This is a genomic window from Streptomyces sp. 3-6, assembly GCF_056323165.1.
The window spans coordinates 874979-892465 of the sequence record NZ_JBWHZP010000001.1 but is presented as its reverse complement, the minus strand read 5'-3'; the positions used below and the strand labels follow the sequence as shown (position 1 = coordinate 892465).

General features: G+C 72.4%; 13 protein-coding genes. 8 read left to right on the top strand and 5 right to left on the bottom strand.

What is annotated here, in order from left to right:
• Positions 1-309: 309 nt before the first annotated feature.
• From tkt to pgl, 5 genes are read left to right on the top strand one after another with little or no spacing between them, the layout of a single operon-like run.
• Complete coding sequence (gene tkt, locus AC02VZ_RS03670) at positions 310-2397, top strand: transketolase (protein WP_476474489.1); 2088 nt, start codon at positions 310-312, stop codon at positions 2395-2397.
• A gap of 34 nt (positions 2398-2431) precedes the next feature.
• Entirely contained in the window at positions 2432-3550 is a 1119-nt protein-coding gene (gene tal, locus AC02VZ_RS03665) for a transaldolase (RefSeq protein WP_476474488.1), read from the top strand.
• Positions 3551-3554: 4 nt separating this feature from the next.
• Entirely contained in the window at positions 3555-5078 is a 1524-nt protein-coding gene (zwf, locus tag AC02VZ_RS03660; protein WP_432053963.1) for a glucose-6-phosphate dehydrogenase, read from the top strand.
• Positions 5075-6139 (top strand): glucose-6-phosphate dehydrogenase assembly protein OpcA, encoded by a 1065-nt coding sequence (opcA, locus tag AC02VZ_RS03655; RefSeq protein ID WP_476474487.1) that lies wholly within the window; start codon positions 5075-5077, stop codon positions 6137-6139. Before zwf ends, opcA begins: the two co-directional genes overlap by 4 nt.
• Before the next feature lie 7 nt (positions 6140-6146).
• Entirely contained in the window at positions 6147-6932 is a 786-nt protein-coding gene (gene pgl, locus AC02VZ_RS03650; RefSeq protein WP_476474486.1) for a 6-phosphogluconolactonase, read from the top strand.
• A gap of 72 nt (positions 6933-7004) precedes the next feature.
• Here pgl and AC02VZ_RS03645 read toward each other — a convergent pair whose 3' ends face one another.
• From AC02VZ_RS03645 to AC02VZ_RS03625, 5 genes are all read right to left on the bottom strand, one after another.
• Positions 7005-7844: a carbohydrate ABC transporter permease gene (locus AC02VZ_RS03645; RefSeq protein ID WP_432053966.1), complete on the bottom strand. Its 840-nt coding sequence runs from the start codon at positions 7842-7844 to the stop codon at positions 7005-7007.
• Positions 7841-9205 carry an ABC transporter permease gene (locus AC02VZ_RS03640; protein WP_476474485.1) on the bottom strand — a complete coding sequence of 455 codons (1365 nt, stop codon included), beginning with the start codon at positions 9203-9205 and terminating at the stop codon, positions 7841-7843. The genes AC02VZ_RS03645 and AC02VZ_RS03640 overlap by 4 nt, the downstream gene beginning before the upstream one ends.
• Positions 9206-9210: 5 nt before the next feature.
• Positions 9211-10539 carry an ABC transporter substrate-binding protein gene (locus AC02VZ_RS03635; RefSeq protein WP_476474484.1) on the bottom strand — a complete coding sequence of 443 codons (1329 nt, stop codon included), beginning with the start codon at positions 10537-10539 and terminating at the stop codon, positions 9211-9213.
• 63 nt (positions 10540-10602) lie between these two features.
• Complete coding sequence (locus tag AC02VZ_RS03630; RefSeq protein WP_476474483.1) at positions 10603-12225, bottom strand: glycoside hydrolase family 13 protein; 1623 nt, start codon at positions 12223-12225, stop codon at positions 10603-10605.
• A gap of 206 nt (positions 12226-12431) precedes the next feature.
• Complete coding sequence (locus AC02VZ_RS03625; protein WP_476474482.1) at positions 12432-13697, bottom strand: ABC transporter substrate-binding protein; 1266 nt, start codon at positions 13695-13697, stop codon at positions 12432-12434.
• 124 nt (positions 13698-13821) lie between these two features.
• Here AC02VZ_RS03625 and AC02VZ_RS03620 point away from each other — a divergent pair, with 124 nt between their 5' ends.
• Genes AC02VZ_RS03620 through AC02VZ_RS03610 form a run of 3 tightly spaced genes read left to right on the top strand, consistent with a single transcriptional unit; the run spans position 13822 to position 17408 of the window.
• Positions 13822-14337: a PadR family transcriptional regulator gene (locus AC02VZ_RS03620; RefSeq protein ID WP_362088918.1), complete on the top strand. Its 516-nt coding sequence runs from the start codon at positions 13822-13824 to the stop codon at positions 14335-14337.
• A complete protein-coding gene (locus tag AC02VZ_RS03615) occupies positions 14334-15083 on the top strand; it encodes an ABC transporter ATP-binding protein (RefSeq protein WP_362088919.1) in 750 nt (249 codons plus the stop codon). The genes AC02VZ_RS03620 and AC02VZ_RS03615 overlap by 4 nt, the downstream gene beginning before the upstream one ends.
• Positions 15084-15125: 42 nt before the next feature.
• The gene (locus tag AC02VZ_RS03610) at positions 15126-17408 is read left to right on the top strand and encodes an FtsX-like permease family protein (RefSeq protein ID WP_476474481.1); all 2283 of its coding nucleotides are present in this window, start codon (positions 15126-15128) and stop codon (positions 17406-17408) included.
• Positions 17409-17487 lie beyond the last annotated feature (79 nt).

The following is a 17487-nucleotide window of genomic DNA, read 5'->3' as shown; positions in this document are numbered from 1 at the left end:
GCCGGAGAGGGCCGGCGGGCGACTCCCCGAGGTGCCGCCGGAAGGAGTGGCGCGCGACTCCCGGAGGTGCCGCCGGAAGGGCCGCCGCAGGACTCCCGGAGGTGCGGATCCCAGCTCGATTGAGCACCCGGATGAGCGGCTCCGTATTCATCTGCCGAATGCCGGTGTTGCCCGGTCGGGAGGCGGATCCCGGGGAGGCCCGGCAGTCTGGAATGGCTCGGAAAATCGCACGTACTACGGGGGTAGGCTCGACCACGCCGGTGGGAAATCACCGGCATCCGATCATGTGGAGAGGAGCCCTGACTCAGGGTGAGCACCAAGCCGACCACCACAGACCTCGAGTGGACCGAACTGGACCAGCGGGCCGTGGACACCGCCCGCGTCCTGGCCGCCGATGCCGTACAGAAGGTTGGCAACGGCCATCCGGGTACGGCGATGAGCCTCGCGCCCGCTGCCTACACCCTCTTCCAGAAGGTGATGCGCCACGACCCGGCCGACGCGAACTGGGTCGGACGCGACCGTTTCGTGCTGTCCGCCGGCCACTCGTCCCTGACCCTCTACACCCAGCTGTACCTGGCCGGCTTCGGCCTGGAGCTGGACGACCTGAAGTCCTTCCGCACCTGGGGCTCGAAGACCCCGGGCCACCCGGAGTACGGACACACCACGGGCGTGGAGACGACGACCGGCCCGCTGGGCCAGGGTGTCGCCAACGCGGTCGGCATGGCGATGGCCGCCCGGTACGAGCGCGGCCTGTTCGACCCCGAGGCGCCGCAGGGCGAGTCGCCCTTCGACCACTACGTCTACTGCATCGCCGGTGACGGCTGCCTCCAGGAGGGCATCTCCGCCGAGGCGTCCTCGATGGCCGGGCACCAGAAGCTGGGCAACCTGGTGCTGCTGTGGGACGACAACCACATCTCCATCGAGGGCGACACCGAGACGGCCGTCTCGGAGGACACCTGCAAGCGGTACGAGGCGTACGGCTGGCACGTGCAGCGGGTGGCCCCGAAGCCGGACGGCGACCTGGACCCGCACGCGCTGTACGACGCGATCGAGGCGGCGAAGCAGGTCACCGACCGGCCGTCCTTCATCGCGATGCGCTCGATCATCGCCTGGCCCGCGCCGAACGCGCAGAACACCGAGGCCGCGCACGGCTCGGCGCTCGGCGAGGAGGAGGTCGCGGCCACCAAGCGGGTGCTGGGCTTCGACCCGGAGCGGACCTTCGAGGTCTCCGACGAGGTCATCGCGCACACCCGCAAGGCGCTGGAGCGCGGCAGCCGCGCGAAGGCCGAGTGGGAGAAGTCCTTCCAGGAGTGGCGTTCGGCCAACCCGGAGCGCGCCGCCGAGTTCGACCGCGTCGCCGCCGGTGAGCTGCCCAAGGGCTGGGAGGACGTCATCCCGGTCTTCGAGCCGGGCAAGGGCGTCGCCACCCGCGCCGCCTCCGGCAAGGTGCTGCAGGCGCTCGGCGGGGTGATCCCGGAGCTGTGGGGCGGCTCGGCCGACCTGGCGGGCTCCAACAACACCACCATCGACAAGACGTCGTCCTTCCTCCCGGCGGACAACCCGCTGCCCGAGGCGGACCCGTACGGCCGGACGATCCACTTCGGCATCCGCGAGCACGCCATGGCCGCGCAGATGAACGGCATCGCGCTGCACGGCAACACCCGCGTCTACGGCGGCACCTTCCTGGTGTTCTCCGACTACATGCGCAACGCGGTCCGGCTGTCCGCCCTGATGCACCTGCCGGTGACGTACGTGTGGACGCACGACTCCATCGGTCTGGGCGAGGACGGCCCGACCCACCAGCCGGTCGAGCACCTGGCCTCGCTGCGCGCCATCCCGGGCCTGAACGTGGTGCGTCCGGCGGACGCCAACGAGACCGCGATCGCCTGGCGGGAGATCCTCCGGCGCTGGACCAAGGAGTTCGGCGTGGGCGCCCCGCACGGCCTGGCGCTGACCCGGCAGGGCGTGCCGACGTACGAGCCAAACGAGGACGCGGCCAAGGGCGGCTACGTGATGTTCGAGGCCGACGGCGGCGAGCCGCAGGTCGTCCTGATCGCCACCGGTTCCGAGGTGCACGTGGCCGTGGCGGCGCGCGAGCAGCTCCAGGCCGACGGCGTGCCGACGCGGGTGGTGTCGATGCCGTCCGTGGAGTGGTTCGAGGAGCAGGACCAGGGGTACCGGGACAGCGTCCTTCCGCCGTCCGTGCGGGCGCGCGTCGCGGTCGAGGCCGGCATCGGTCTCACCTGGCACAAGTACGTCGGGGACGCCGGGCGCATCGTGTCCCTGGAGCACTTCGGCGCGTCGGCCGACGGCAAGGTGCTGTTCGAGGAGTTCGGCTTCACGGCCGGCAACGTCGCCGCCGCCGCCCGGGAATCGCTCACCGCTGCTCAGCGCTGACGCTCATACACGACACGTAGGAGATGGAAATTCCATGACCGACGCACTCAAGCGCCTCTCCGAGGAAGGCGTCGCGATCTGGCTGGACGACCTGTCGCGCAAGCGCATCACGTCCGGCAACCTCGCCGAGCTGATGGACCAGCAGCACGTCGTGGGCGTCACCACCAACCCGACGATCTTCCAGAAGGCGATCAGCGAGGGCGACGGCTACGACACGCAGCTCACCGACCTCGCCGCCCGCCGGGTCACCGTCGAAGAGGCCATCCGCATGATCACCACGGCGGACGTCCGGGACGCCGCCGACATCCTGCGCCCGGTGTTCGACTCCACCGACGGCCGCGACGGCCGGGTGTCGATCGAGGTCGACCCGCGCCTGGCGCACGACACCCGGGCGACGGTCGCCGAGGCCAAGCAGCTGGCGTGGCTGGTGGACCGCCCCAACACCCTGATCAAGATCCCGGCGACCGAGGCCGGCATCCCGGCGATCGCCGAGACCATCGGCCTGGGCATCAGCGTCAACGTCACGCTGATCTTCTCCCTGGAGCGCTACCGCAAGGTGATGGACGCGTTCCTGACCGGTCTGGAGAAGGCCAAGGAGCGCGGCCTGGACCTGTCGAAGATCCACTCCGTGGCCTCGTTCTTCGTGTCCCGCGTGGACACCGAGATCGACAAGCGGATCGACGCCCTGGGCACCGACGAGGCCAAGGCGCTGCGCGGCAAGGCCGCGATCGCCAACGCGCGCCTCGCCTACCAGGCGTACGAGGAGGTCTTCGCCTCCGACCGCTGGAACGCGCTGGAGCGGGCGGGCGCCAACAAGCAGCGTCCGCTGTGGGCGTCCACCGGGGTGAAGGACGAGGCGTACCAGGACACCATGTACGTCACCGAGCTGGTCGCGCCGAACACGGTCAACACCATGCCCGAGGCCACCCTGTTCGCCCTCGAGGACCACGGCGAGATCACCGGCGACACCGTCTCCGGCACCTACGAGCAGGCCCGCGCCGACCTCGACGCGGTGGAGCGGCTGGGGATCTCCTACGACGAGGTCGTCCAGCTCCTGGAGGAGGAGGGCGTCGAGAAGTTCGAGGCGTCCTGGAACGACCTGCTGAAGTCGACCGAGGCGGAGCTGTCGCGCCTCGCCCCCTCGGAGGGCTGACACGTTGTCGAGCAGCAACCCGCTGCGTGACCCGGCGGACCGGCGGCTCCCGCGCATCGCGGGGCCGTCGGGCCTGGTCATCTTCGGCGTCACGGGTGACCTGTCGCGCAAGAAGCTCATGCCCGCGGTCTACGACCTGGCCAACCGGGGCCTGCTGCCGCCGGGCTTCTCGCTGGTCGGCTTCGCCCGCCGGGAGTGGGCCCACGAGGACTTCGCGCAGGAGGTCCACGACGCGGTCAAGGAACACGCCCGCACCCCCTTCCGGGAGGAGGTCTGGCAGCAGCTGATCCAGGGCATGCGCTTCGTCCAGGGCACCTTCGACGACGACGACGCCTTCGAGCGGCTGCGCGCCACCATCGAGGAGCTGGACAAGGCGCAGGGCACGGGCGGCAACTTCGCCTTCTACCTGTCGGTGCCGCCGCGTTCCTTCCCGGTGGTCATCCAGCAGCTGAAGAAGCACGGCCTGGCCGACCAGAACGGCGGGTCCTGGCGTCGGGCGGTCATCGAGAAGCCGTTCGGGCACGACCTGAGGTCGGCCGAGGAACTGAACGCGATCGTCCACGAGGTGTTCGCCCCGGACCAGGTCTTCCGGATCGACCACTACCTGGGCAAGGAGACGGTCCAGAACATCCTGGCGCTGCGCTTCGCCAACACCATGTTCGAACCGATCTGGAACCGGTCGTTCGTCGACCACGTGCAGATCACCATGGCCGAGGACATCGGCATCGGCGGCCGGGCCGGCTATTACGACGGCATCGGCGCCGCCCGCGACGTCATCCAGAACCACCTGCTGCAACTGCTGGCGCTGACCGCGATGGAGGAGCCCGCCTCCTTCGGCGCGGACGCGCTGGCGGCGGAGAAGACCAAGGTCCTGGGTGCCGTGCGGCTGCCGAAGGACCTGGGCCGGGACACGGTGCGCGGGCAGTACGCGGCCGGCTGGCAGGGCGGCGCCAAGGCGGTCGGCTACCTGGAGGAGGACGGCATCGACGCCTCCTCCACGACCGACACCTACGCGGCGATCAAGCTGGGCATCGACAACCGCCGCTGGGCGGGCGTGCCCTTCTACCTGCGCACCGGCAAGCGGCTGGGCCGCCGGGTCACCGAGATCGCGGTGGTCTTCCAGCGCGCCCCGCACTCCCCGTTCGACACGACGGCCACCGAGGAGCTGGGCTCCAACGCGATCGTCATCCGCGTCCAGCCCGACGAGGGCGTCACGGTCCGGTTCGGCTCCAAGGTGCCGGGCACGTCGATGGAGATCCGGGACGTGTCGATGGACTTCGCCTACGGCGAGTCCTTCACCGAGTCCAGCCCCGAGGCGTACGAACGGCTCATCCTCGACGTCCTGCTCGGCGACTCCAACCTCTTCCCGCGCACGGAGGAGGTCGAGCTGTCGTGGAAGATCCTCGACCCGATCGAGGAGTTCTGGGACGCCAACGGCAGGCCGGCGCAGTACCCGGCCGGCACGTGGGGGCCCGTCGAGGCGGACGAAATGCTCGAGCGAGACGGACGGAGCTGGCGCCGGCCATGAAGATAGACCTCACGGACACCACGGCCAGCAAGATCAACAAGGCGCTGGTGCAGGGCCGCCGGGCGATCGGCACCCCGGCCGTCGGCATGGTCCTCACCCTGGTCATCGTGACGGACGAGGAGAACGCCTACGACGCGCTGAAGGCGGCGGGCGACGCCTCGCACGAGCACCCCTCGCGGATGCTGGTCGTCATCCGGCGCGTCTCCCGCTCGCCCCGCGACCGCACGCAGTCCCGGCTGGACGCCGAGGTGCGGGTGGGCGCGGACGCCGGCACCGGCGAGACGGTGGTGCTCCGGCTGTACGGCGAGGTCGTGGACCACGCCCAGTCGGTGGTGCTGCCGCTGCTGCTGCCGGACGCCCCGGTGGTGGTGTGGTGGCCGGTCAACGCCCCGCTCGACCCGGCCGGTGACCCGCTGGGCGCGCTGGCCCAGCGCCGGGTCACCGACACCTACGCCTGCGAGCACCCGGTGCGGGAGCTCACCGCCCGCGCCGACGCCTACACCCCGGGCGACACGGACCTGTCGTGGACGCGCATCACGCCGTGGCGTTCGATGCTGGCCGCGGCGCTGGACCAGGTCGACTGCCGGGTGCAGCACGTGGAGGTGGAGGGCGAGGAGTTCAACCCGAGCTGCGAGCTGCTGGCGATGTGGCTCGCGGACCGGCTGGACGTGCCGGTGAAGCGTTCGGTGTCGAGCGGGCCGGGCCTCACCGCGGTCCGCATGGACACCGACTGCGGGCCGGTGGTGCTGGACCGGGCGGACGGCTCGCTGGCGACGCTGTCCATCCAGGGCCAGCCCAAGCGCGCGGTGGCGCTCAAGCGCCGGGACACCGCGGAGCTGATCGCGGAGGAGCTGCGCCGGCTGGACCCGGACGACACCTACGCGTCGGCGCTGCGGTACGGCATCGAGCGGCTGGGCGCGGGCGCCCGGGGACCGGGCGGTGACGGGCCCCCCAAAGGGGACGGCGGCGGAGCGGTCCCCGCTCCCGTCGAGTCGGCTGCGAAAGCACCCGCGGCCGAGGCGACGCAGGAAGCACCGGTGAAGAAGGCGGCGGCGAAATGAGTTCGGCATGAGTACGGCACCCCGGCTGGTCGTGCACCGTGACAAGGAACTGATGGCGCGGGCCGCGGCGGCCCGGCTGATCACCGCGGTCGTGGACGCGCAGTCCGCGCGGGGCTCGGCGTCCGTCGTGCTGACCGGGGGCCGCAACGGCAACGGTCTGCTGGCCGCGCTGGCGGCGGCCCCCGCGCGGGACGCCGTGGACTGGAAGCGGGTCGACCTGTGGTGGGGGGACGAGCGGTTCCTGCCCGAGGGCGACCCGGAGCGCAATGTCACCCAGGCCCGTGAGGCGCTGCTCGACGCGGTGCCGCTGGACCCGGAGCGGGTGCACGCCATGCCCGCCTCGGACGGACCGCACGGCGACGACGTGGACGCGGCGGCCGCCGCGTACGCGCAGGAGCTGGCGCGGGCCGCGGGTCCCGGGGGGCACGGCGCGGTCCCGGAGTTCGACGTCCTGATGCTGGGCGTGGGCCCGGACACGCACGTGGCGTCCCTGTTCCCGGAGCTGCCCGCGGTGCGGGAGACCGAGCGGACCGTGGTGGGGGTGCGCGACGCGCCCAAGCCCCCGCCGACCCGGGTGTCGCTGACCCTGCCCGCGATCCGGGCGGCCCGCGAGGTGTGGCTGCTGGCCGCCGGGGAGGACAAGGCGGAGGCCGCGGCCGTCGCCCTGTCGGGCGCGGGCGAGATCCAGGCGCCGGCGGCGGGCGCCCGGGGACGGGAGCGCACCGTGTGGCTGCTGGACGCGGCGGCGGCGTCCCGGGTGCCGCCGTCGCTGCTGCCGGCGGTGTCGCCGTAGGCGGCCCGCCGGGTGTACGGAACGGCGAAGGGGCGGTGAGGGTGTCTTCCTCACCGCCCCTTCGCCGTCCGGCTACTTCACGGACCCCGCCATGACGCCCTGCACGAAGTGCCGCTGGAAGGCGAAGAACACGACCACCGGCACGATCAGCGACAGGAACGCGCCCGGCGCCAGCACGTCGATGTTGCTGCCGAACTGGCGGATCTGCGACTGCAGTTCCACCGTCAGGGGCTGCGAGGAGCTGTCCGCGAACAGCAGCGCCACCAGCATGTCGTTCCACACCCACAGGAACTGGAAGATGGCCAGGCTGGCGATGGCCGGGCGGCCCACCGGCAGCACCAGGCGGGTGAAGATCCGCCACTCGGTGCCGCCGTCCATCCGGGCGGCCTCCAGCATCTCCTTCGGCATCTCCGCGAAGTAGTTGCGCAGCAGGAACACGGCGAACGGCAGCCCGTACGCCACGTGGAACAGCACGACGCCGGGGATGGTGCCGAACAGCCCCAGCTGGCCGAAGAGTTTGGCGACCGGCAGCAGACCGATCTGCACCGGGACCACCAACAGGGCCACGACCAGCAGGAAGACGGGCTCGCGGCCGGGGAAGTCCAGCCAGGCGAAGGCGTATCCGGCGAGCGCGGCGACGACCACGACGAGCACGGTGGTCGGCACCGAGATCAGCACGGTGTTCCAGAACGCCTGGGTCATGCCCGAGTTCTTCAGCAGCGCCGTGTAGTTGTCGAAGGACAGCTGCCCGGGGCTGGTGAAGACGGTCCACCAGCCGCCCTTGGCGGTGTCCTCGGCGGACCGCATCGAGGACAGGAACAGCCCGGCCAGCGGGGTCATCCACACCAGGCCGATGACGACCAGGAAGGCCTGCACCACGGCGCTGCTCAGCCCGCGCCGGATCGCGTTCATCGCTGGCTCCTTCGGAAGCGTCGGACGTTGAAGACCATGGCGGGGATGACGAGCAGCAGCAGGAGCACGCCGAGGGCGCTGCCCAGCCCCTGGTCGTTGCCGCCGCCGAAGGAGACCAGCCACATCTGGGTGGCCAGCACGGTCGCGTCCTCCTGCACCGGCCCCGGCGCGATGATGTAGACGAGGTCGAAGACCTTCATCACGTTGATCACCAGGGTGACGAAGACGACGGTGAGCACGGGCGCGAGGAGCGGGACGGTGATCCTGCGGAAGATCTGCCACTCGTTGGCGCCGTCCATCCGGGCCGCCTCCAGGGCGTCCCGGGGCAGGGCGGCGAGGCCCGCGCCGATCAGCACCATGGCGAAGCCGGTCCAGATCCACAGGTAGGCGCCGATGATGGCGGGGGTGACGAGGGTGGGGCCCAGCCAGGAGATGCCCTCGTAGGGCGGCGCGAAGTTGTCGGCGGGCAGCTTCAGGGTGTAGCCGCCGCCTTCGAGGCCGGTGAAGCGGAAGGATCCGTCGGCGGCGGTGGTCGTGCTCGCGACGGTCTTCCCGTCGCGGACCGCCTCGACCTTCATCCCGGGCAGTCCGCTCTCCCGGTCGTCGACCACGCCGGGCTCGCCTCCCCCGCCGGGGGTGAAGTCCAGGTAGACGACCCCGCTCACCTCGTCGGCGCCGGCCGTGCGGGCCGCCGCCTCGCGGGCGGGTTCGGCGTCGCCGGGCAGGTCCTTGGGGGCGATGCCGACCAGGCCGAGAGCCGCCGTGCCGCCGGGCGAGACGTCCGCGCCGGTGGCGTACGAGCCGTCCGGCTGCCGGGTCAGGCCCTCGTCGTCGCGGGGGCGGGCGTCCGGGTAGGACGAGGTGCCCCGGAAGGCGTCGTGGACGCCGACGACGGCCGCGTTGAGGACGCCCTTGTCGGGGTCCTCGTCGTAGGCGAGCCGGAAGATGATGCCGGCCGCCAGGAAGGACACCGCCATCGGCATGAACAGCAGCAGCTTGAAGGCGGTGGCCCAGCGGATCTTCTCCACCAGCACGGCCAGGATCAGGCCCAGGCCGGTGAGCAGGGTGGGGGCGACGACCACCCAGATCGCCGTGTTCCGTACGGCGGTGAGGGTGGTCGGGTCGCGGAACATCTCGGTGTAGTTGTCGACCCCCACGAACTGCGAGCCGGACGCGTCGAACAGGCTGCGGCCGACGGAGAACAGCACGGGGTACACGACGAGCGCGCCCAGCAGGAGCAGTGCGGGCAGGACGAACAGCAGGGCGACGACCCGCCCCCGGCGGCGCGCGCGCCGGCCGCGCGCGCCGTCGGGATGCACGGGTGCCGGAGGCTTCGCCTCTTTCACCACGGTGGCGGTCACGGCGGTCAGTTCCCGTAGGCCTTGGCAGCGGCGGCCTCGAGCTCGGCGGCGGTCTTCGCCGGGTCGGCCGGGTCGCGCAGGAAGTCCTGCAGGATCTTCCACTCGCCGGCGCCCTTGGTGCCGCCGAAGGCGGCGGGGGCCTGGTCGGACATGTCGAAGCGGACCGAGTCGCCGGCGTTGATCAAGGATTCGGCGGTGGCGCGGGTGACGTCGTCGCCGTAGGAGGCGAGGTCCAGCTTCTTGTTCGGGGAGAGGAAGCCACCGGCCTCGGCCCACACGGCCGCGGCCTCGGGGGTGGCGAGGTACTCCATGAGGGCCATGCCGGCCTCGGCGTTCTTGCCGTCCTTGAGCACGACGGCCGCGTCGCCGCCGCTGACCACGGGCGCCTTGCCGTCACCGACCGGCGGGAAGGGGAAGAAGTCGGCGTCGGTGCCGATGGTCCGGCCGAACTGGTCCTTGGCCACACCGGCGACGAAGTCGCCCTCGTAGACCATGGCGGCCTCGGCCTTCGGGCCGAAGACCTTCTCCACGGAGCCGGGGAAGTCGGTGTTCAGGGCGCCCTTCTGGCCGCCGGCGATGAGCTGCTTGTCCTTGAACAGCGTGCCGAGGGTGGTGAGCGCGTCGACCACGGTGGGGTCGGTCCACTTGATCTCGTGGGCGGCGAGGGCGTCGTACTTCTCTGGCCCGGCCTGGGAGAGGTAGACGTTCTCGAACCAGTCGGTGAGCGTCCAGCCGTCCTGACCGGCGACGGAGAACGCGGCGAGACCGGAGTCGGAGATCGTCCTGCCGTTCTCCAGCATCTCGTCGAAGGTCTTGGGCTCCTTCACCCCGGCCTGTTCGAGGGCCTCCGGGCTGTACCAGACGGTGGACTTGTGGGCGGCCTTGAAGTAGAGGCCGTACAGGGTGTCGTCGACGGTGCCGTAGTCGCGCCACACCTGGGCGAAGTTGTCCTCCACCGTCGCCTGGACGTCCTTGTCCAGCGGCTTGAGCCAGCCCTTCTCGGCGAACTGCTGGAGCACGCCGACCTGGGGGACCAACACGACGTCGGGGGCGTTGCCGCCCTCGATCTTGCTGCCGACGACGGTGGAGACGTTGTCGCCGGTGGACACGAACTGTGTCGTGGCGCCGGTCTTCTCGGTGAAGGCGTCCAGCACCTTCTGGAAGTTCTTCTGCTCGCTGCCGGACCAGACACCGGCGACGGTGACGGTCTGCCCGTCGAGCGACTTGTCGCCGCCGCCGGCCGAGACCGGGTCGCCGCCGCCGCATGCGGTGGCGCCGAGGGCGAGGACGAGGGCGGTGCATCCGGTGATCAGGGTGGTGCGTCGTCGCATCATCGGTGATGTCCCTTCGGGATCCGTGGAGAGGGAGGAAGAGGGGGGAACGGCAGGCGTGGGGGTTCAGGTGCCGGTGATCCACCAGGCGGCGGTGGAGCCGGGCAGCACCCCGGGCGGGCAGGGGCCGCTGGCGAGCAGCGGGACGCCGTCGACCGGGGCGGGTACGGGGGCGGTGCCGAAGTTGACGGCGCAGACCAGGTCGTCGCCGCGGACGAAGGCGAGGACGCCGGGCTGGGAGTCCAGCCAGCGCAGCAGGCCGTCGCCGAGCTGGTCGAGGGCGGCGCGCAGCTGGAGGCCGTCGCGGTAGAGGTGCCAGAAGGACCGGGTGTCGGCGAGGGCGCGGTCGGTGGCGTACTCGGCGAACCAGTCCGGCTGCGGCAGCCAGGGCCGGGCGGCCTCGGTGCCGGAGGTGAAGCCGAACGGGGACGCCTGGCCCGACCAGGGCAGCGGCACCCGGCAGCCGTCGCGGATCCGGGCGCGGCTGCCGGTGCGGCGGAAGATCGGGTCGGTGAGCACGTCGTCGGGCAGGTCGACGACCTCGGGCAGGCCCAGTTCCTCGCCCTGGTAGATGTAGGCGGCGCCGGGCAGCGCCAGCATCAGCAGGGCGGCGGCCCGGGCACGGGCGGGGCCGAGGCCGCTGCTCTCGGGGGTGTGTTCGCCGTAGCGGGTGACGGTGCGGACCTGGTCGTGGTTGTTGAGGACCCAGGTGACGGTCGAGCCGGTGCCGGCGATGTCCTGCATGGCTTCGGAGATGACCTTGCGGAAGGCGTCGGCGTCCCAGGGGGCGCCCAGCAGGTCGAAGAAGAACGCCTGGTGCAGTTCGTCGGGGCGGACGTACTGGGCGTGCTCGCGGGCGGACGGCACGGAGACCTCGCCGACCAGGAGGCGTTCGCGGCCGTCGCGGGCGGTGTACTCCTCGCACACCGCGCGCCAGTGCCGCCACACGTCGTGGACCTCGGGCTGGTTCCAGGCGAGCGGGTTGACCGAGTCGCGGGTGCGGGCGTCGGCCTCCGGGTCCGGGGAGTCGGGCAGCTCGGGGTGCTTGAAGAGGCCCGCGGCGACGTCGATGCGGAAGCCGTCGACGCCCCGGTCGAGCCAGAACCGCAGGGTGCGGTCGAACTCCTCGGCGACCTCGGGGTCGCGCCAGTTCCAGTCCGGCTGCTCGGGCGTGAACATGTGCAGGTACCACTGGCCGGGCCGGCCGTCGGGTTCGGTGACGCGGGTCCAGGCCGGGCCGCCGAACATGGCGTGCCAGTTGTTGGGCGGCTCGGAGCCGTCGGGGCCGCGGCCGTCGGCGAAGTGGAAGCGGGCGCGCTCCGGGCTGCCGGGGGCCGCGGCGAGGGCCTCGCGGAACCACGGGTGCTCGCTGGAGCAGTGGTTCGGGACGATGTCCAGCAGCACCTTGATGCCCAGCCGCCGGGCGGTGCCGATCAGCCGGTCGAACTCGTCGAGGTCGCCGAAGACGGGGTCGACGTCGCAGTAGTCGGCGACGTCGTAGCCGTGGTCGTGCTGCGGTGAGGGGTAGAACGGGCTGAGCCAGATCCCGTCCACGCCGAGCTTCTTCAGGTACGGCAGTCCCGCCCTGACGCCGGCGAGATCGCCGATGCCGTCACCGGTGCTGTCCAGGAAGCTGCGGACGTACACCTGATAGATCACCGCGTCACGCCACCAGTGGTGCCTGTTCACCCCATTGACCTGTCTGTGAGAAGCGCTGTTCGTTATGCATGCATGTTAGGTAGGCGTCTCCGTGGGGTGTCAATGAAAGGGACGGAAGCTACCGGCTGGTCGACCTGCACAAACAGGCATGAGTCAGGACACCTCGGGCACAGTCGAGACGTCCGCGTTACCTAACAAGTAACTAGGGGGCGGCGGCGGAGGGCCGGGGGAAGGGGCTAGCGCGAGGAGACGGCGGCCAGCTCGGCCGCCAGCCGGCGCACGGCGGCCTCGGGCGTCTGCCGCCCGGTCATCGCGTCGTGCACGACCGCCTGCACGACCAGGCTCACCTGGTCGTAGTGCGGGCTCTTGGGGCGCGGCGCGGCGGCGAGCACGCTCTCGCGCAGGGTCGGCAGGTAGGGGAACCGCCGGATCAGCTCCGGGTCGTCGTACAGGTCCGCCCGCACCGGGGGCAGCGCGCCCCGGGTGAGGACCTGGCGCTGCACGGACTCGCTGGTGAGGTAGGCGATCAGGCGCGCGGCGGACTCCGGGTGCGGTGACGCGCTGCTGACGGCCAGGTTGGAGCCGCCGAGCACACTGGTCCCCGGTCCGTCCGCGCCGGGCAGCGGCACGGCGCCGACCTTCCCGGCCACCTCGGACTCCGGGGCGGAGGCGGCGACGTAGGCGTAGGGCCAGTTCCGCAGGAACAGCAGCCGCCCGTCCTGGAACGCCTGCTTGGACTCCTCCTCCTTGTAGGCCAGCGCCTCCTCGGGGATCCAGCCCTCGCGGACCCCGCGGGCGAGGAAGCCGATGCCCTCGCGGGCCGCGCGGGAGTCGACCGTGACCCGCTCGCCCTCGTCGCCGAGGATGGTGCCGCCCGCCGAGTAGACGGCCTCGGCCGCGTTGACGGTCAGGCCCTCGTACGGCAGGAACTGGCCCGCGTAGCCGTCCAGTCCGTGCTTCGGCGCGAGCGTCCGCGCGGCCCGTTCCAGTTCGGCCCAGGTGCGCGGCGGCGGGACGCCCTCGGCGGCGAGGACGTCCTTGCGGTAGAGCAGCAGTCCCGCGTTGGTGACGTAGGGCACCGCGTGGAGCCGGTCGTCGTAGGTCGCGGTGTCGACGACCCGGGGCAGGAAGGTGTCCAGCGGGAAGCTCTCCCGCGGCAGCGGACGGATCCAGCCCGCCGCGGCGAACTCGGAGGTCCAGCTGACGTCGATGTTGAGCACGTCGAACCGCCCGCGGGACCGCAGGTCGGTGATCATCTGGGCGCGCGTCTCGTCGGCCGAGTCGGGCAGTTCGACGAGGGTGACCCGCTCGTCGGGATGGCCTCGGTTCCAGCCCTCCAGGAGGGGGCCGAGATAGCCGGTGAGGTCCCCCGCGGTGGCCAGCGTGAGCGGGCCGCGGCCGTCCCCCGGGCCCTCGTCCGCCCGTGCCCCGGAGGCCACGTAGCCGGTCAGCACGACGACGAGGACGAGAAGGCCCCTACCCGCGGCATGGATCCACCGCATAGGTTCCTCCCTGTACACCGGCACCCGGTCACCTTCGTCCGGGAGTCAGAGGCCATGTATACCGGTTAGGTATGGGCGATACTAGGGCCTGCGGCACATTACCCACAGGAGGAGGAGAGCACGAGTGCGGCTGCCCCTCCTGGCGCTGCTCGCGCGCGGCCCGGCGCACGGCTACGAGCTCAAGCAGGACCTTGAGCAACTGCTGGGCTCCGCGTACCCTCAGCCGAACGTCGGCCAGATCTACGTGACCCTCGGCCGCCTGGAGAAGTCGGGGCTGATCGAGGGCGAGAGCGTCGAGCAGTCGAGCCGGCCCAACAAGAAGGTCTACCACCTCACCGACGCCGGGCGGGAGGCACTGGACGCCTGGTTCGAGGAGACCGCCGACGAGCCGCGGGTGCGGGACGAGTTCTTCATGAAGCTGGCGCTCGCGCCCCGGTCCGGTGGCGTGGACCAGGTCACCCTGATCAACAAGCAGCGGCGGCAGTACCTCAACACCATGCGGGAGCTGTCGAGGCTGGCCGCCGCGGAAGACCGGGACAACCGCATCGCCCACCTCCTGATCGAGGGAGCGATGCTGCACCTGCAGGCCGACCTCGACTGGCTCGAACGGTGCCAGGAAGAGCTGGAGGAGCTGGAGTGAGCGAGAGCACCGCTCCCGTGCTGCGCGCCGAACGCCTGGTCAAGACCCACCACGGCGAGGGCGCCCCGGCGCACGCCGTACGGGGCGTGGACCTGTCCGTGGACCGCGGTGAGTTCGTGGCGATCACCGGCCCCTCCGGCGCGGGCAAGTCGACGCTGCTGCACCTGCTCGGCGGGCTCCAGCGGCCGGACGAGGGCACCCTCTGGCTGGACGGCGAGTGCACCGACGGCTACGGCGAGGCCCGCTGGGCGGTGGAGCGCCGCAAACGCATCGGGATCGTCTTCCAGTTCTTCAACCTCGTCTCCGACCTGTCCGTGTCCGACAACGTGGAGCTGCCCGCCCTGCTCGCCGGGGTGCCGCCCCGCAAGGCGCGCGAGGAGCGCGAGGCGCTGCTCGCGGAGCTGGGCCTGACCGGCAAGGAGCGCAGCATGCCGGGCGAGCTGTCCGGCGGCGAGCAGCAGCGGGTCGCGCTCGCCCGGGCCCTGGTCAACCACCCGCCGCTGCTGCTCGCCGACGAGCCCGCGGGCAGCCTGGACAGCAAGGGCACCCGCGAGGTGATGCGGCTGCTGTCCCGCTTCCACCAGCGCGGCCAGACGATCGTGATGGTCACCCACGACGCGCGGCTGGCGAGTGCCGCGGACCGGGTGATCAGCTTCTTCGACGGCCGGATCGCCGACGACGCCCGCCTCGACGGCCCGGCGCCGCGCGGCAAGGGCATCTCCGGCGTGCTGGAGCTCAAGGACTGACATGCCGGTGTCCGACCGTCGCGCGCCGAGGGAGTGAGACCCGTGCGAGCCACCCTGCGCTGGGCGCAGTCCGACCTGCGCACGCACCGCGGCGAGGCGCTGTTCCTCGTGCTCGCCACCGCGGGCATCGTGGCGTCCCTGCTGCTGGCCACCGCGCTGTTCGGCTACGCCACCAACCCGTGGCAGCGGGTCTTCGCCCAGGCCCGCGGCGCGCACGTCACCCTGCACACCGCCGCCGGGGCCGACGCCGGCGGACTGGCCGCCCTGGACGGCGTGGACTCCGTCGCCGGCCCCTACCCGACCGAGCCCGTGACGCTCGCCTCGCGCGGCAGCCGGGCCTCCGTGGAGCTGCGCGGCACCACCGAACGGCCCGGCACCGGCCGCCCGCTGATCGTCTCCGGCCACTGGCTGGACCCGGCCGTGCCGGACGGCGTGGTCCTGGAGAGCCGTCTCGCCCGGGCCCTGCTCACCGCGCCCGGGGACACCCTGACGGTGCCCGGCACGAGCCGCACGCTGACCGTGGTGGGCGTCGCCGACAGCGCCGAGCCCCGCTACCGGCCGGGTGAGCAGCGGGGCGTGGTCTGGGCCCCGCCGACCGCCCTGGCCGACCCGGACGGGCAGGTGATCGGGCTGCGCCTGACCGACCCCGGCGACACCGGCTACGCGGTGCAGCGGGCGGTGACCGTGCTGGGCGCCGGGGCCATCGGCGAGGTGTCGACCTGGCAGCAGGCGCGGGCCGAGGCGCAGGGCGACAACCGGCTGCTGGGGCAGGTGCTCGGCCTGTTCGGGCTGGGCGCGCTGGTGGCCGCCGGGTTCGCCGTGCACGGCGCCATCACCACCCGGATCCGGGGTCACCTGCGGGACATCTCCGTGCTGAAGGCCATCGGCTTCACACCGGGCCAGGTGGTGCGGGTGTTCCTCGTCCAGCACCTGCTCTACGCCCTGCTGGGCGCCGTCGCCGCCGCCGTCCTCATCGAGGCGCTGGGCGGGGCCGTGCCGGGGCGCCTCGGGGACGCGCTGGCCGTGTGGCAGGGGCTGCCCGGCCACACGGCGGCCCTGGTCGCCGTGCCGGCGGGGGCGGTGCTGTTCATCGGCGCGACCACCGGGCTGGCCGCCTGGCGGGCCGGACGGGTGCCCCCCGTACCGGTGCCCCGGCCGGCCGCCCCGCCCGCCGGACGGCTGACCGGGGCCGCGCGGGGGGCGCTGGGCCTGCGGGTGCCGCCGGCGCTGGTGCTGGGCTGGCACAAGGCGTTCTCGCGCCGTCCGCGCTCCCTGGGCACGGTCGCGCGGCTGACGCTGCCGCTGCTGCTGATCGTGGTCGCGATGAGCGCGTGGACCACCATCGACCGCTTCCACAGCAGCCCCGAGCGGATGGGACTGCCCGCGGCGCTCAGCGCCCGCGCCGACGCCACCCTCGACGACGCTCGGGCGCGCGCCCTGCTGGAGCGCGATCCGCAGGTCGTGGCCGCCCACCCGGGGGTGGAGGTGGCCGCCCTGGTGCCCGGGCAGACCGCCACCATCGCGCTGCGCGGTCTGGGCACGCACCAGGAGCCGTACCCGTTCACGCTGGCCGAGGGCAGGGCGGCCCGCGGTCCGGACGAGGCGGTGGCCGGCCAGGGACTGCTCGACCTGCTGCACGTGCGGGTCGGCGACTGGGTGCGGGTCACCGTCGGCGACCGGCCGCAGATCCTGCACATCGTGGGCCGCAGCATCGAACCGGAGAACGCCGGCCGGGTGATCTCGACCCCCCTCGACACGCTCCGCGCGAACGACCCGGATCTGCGGCCCACCCTGCACCAGCTCGAACTGACCCCCGGCGCCGATCCGCAGGCAGTGGCCGACCGGCTGACCGCGGCGGGCGACGGCCACCTCGACGTGCACGCGGTGGCCAACCCGGCGGACGGGCTGTCCCCGCTGCGGGCGGTGGTGCTCGGGCTCGTCGTCGTGCTCGCCCTCATCGGGCTGATCGAACTGCTCACCGCGATCGGCGGCACGGTGCGCGAGGGGGAGCGGGACCTGCTGGCCCTGAAGGCGATCGGCCTCTCCCCCCGGCAGATCACCGCGATCACCGTCACCGCCACGGCGGGCACGGCCCTGGCGGCGGTGGTCGTCGCCGTCGCCCTGGGGCTGCCCCTGGCGCACTGGCTGATCGACGCCCAGGGCCGGTCGAGCGGCATCGGCGCGGGCATCGCCCAGGGGCCCTCCGCCCTCTTCCTGCTGGCCCTCGGGTCGGCGGCCGTGCTGGGCGCCGCCGCGCTGGCGACGGTCCCCGCCGCCCGGGCCGCCCGCCGCCGCCTCGCGGACACCCTGAGCGCCGTGGCCTGAGCGCTGTGACCGAGCGCTGTGACCCGAGCCGCGCGGACCGGCCGGGAGCGGTGCGGGAGGCGGACGGCGCCCGGCCGTC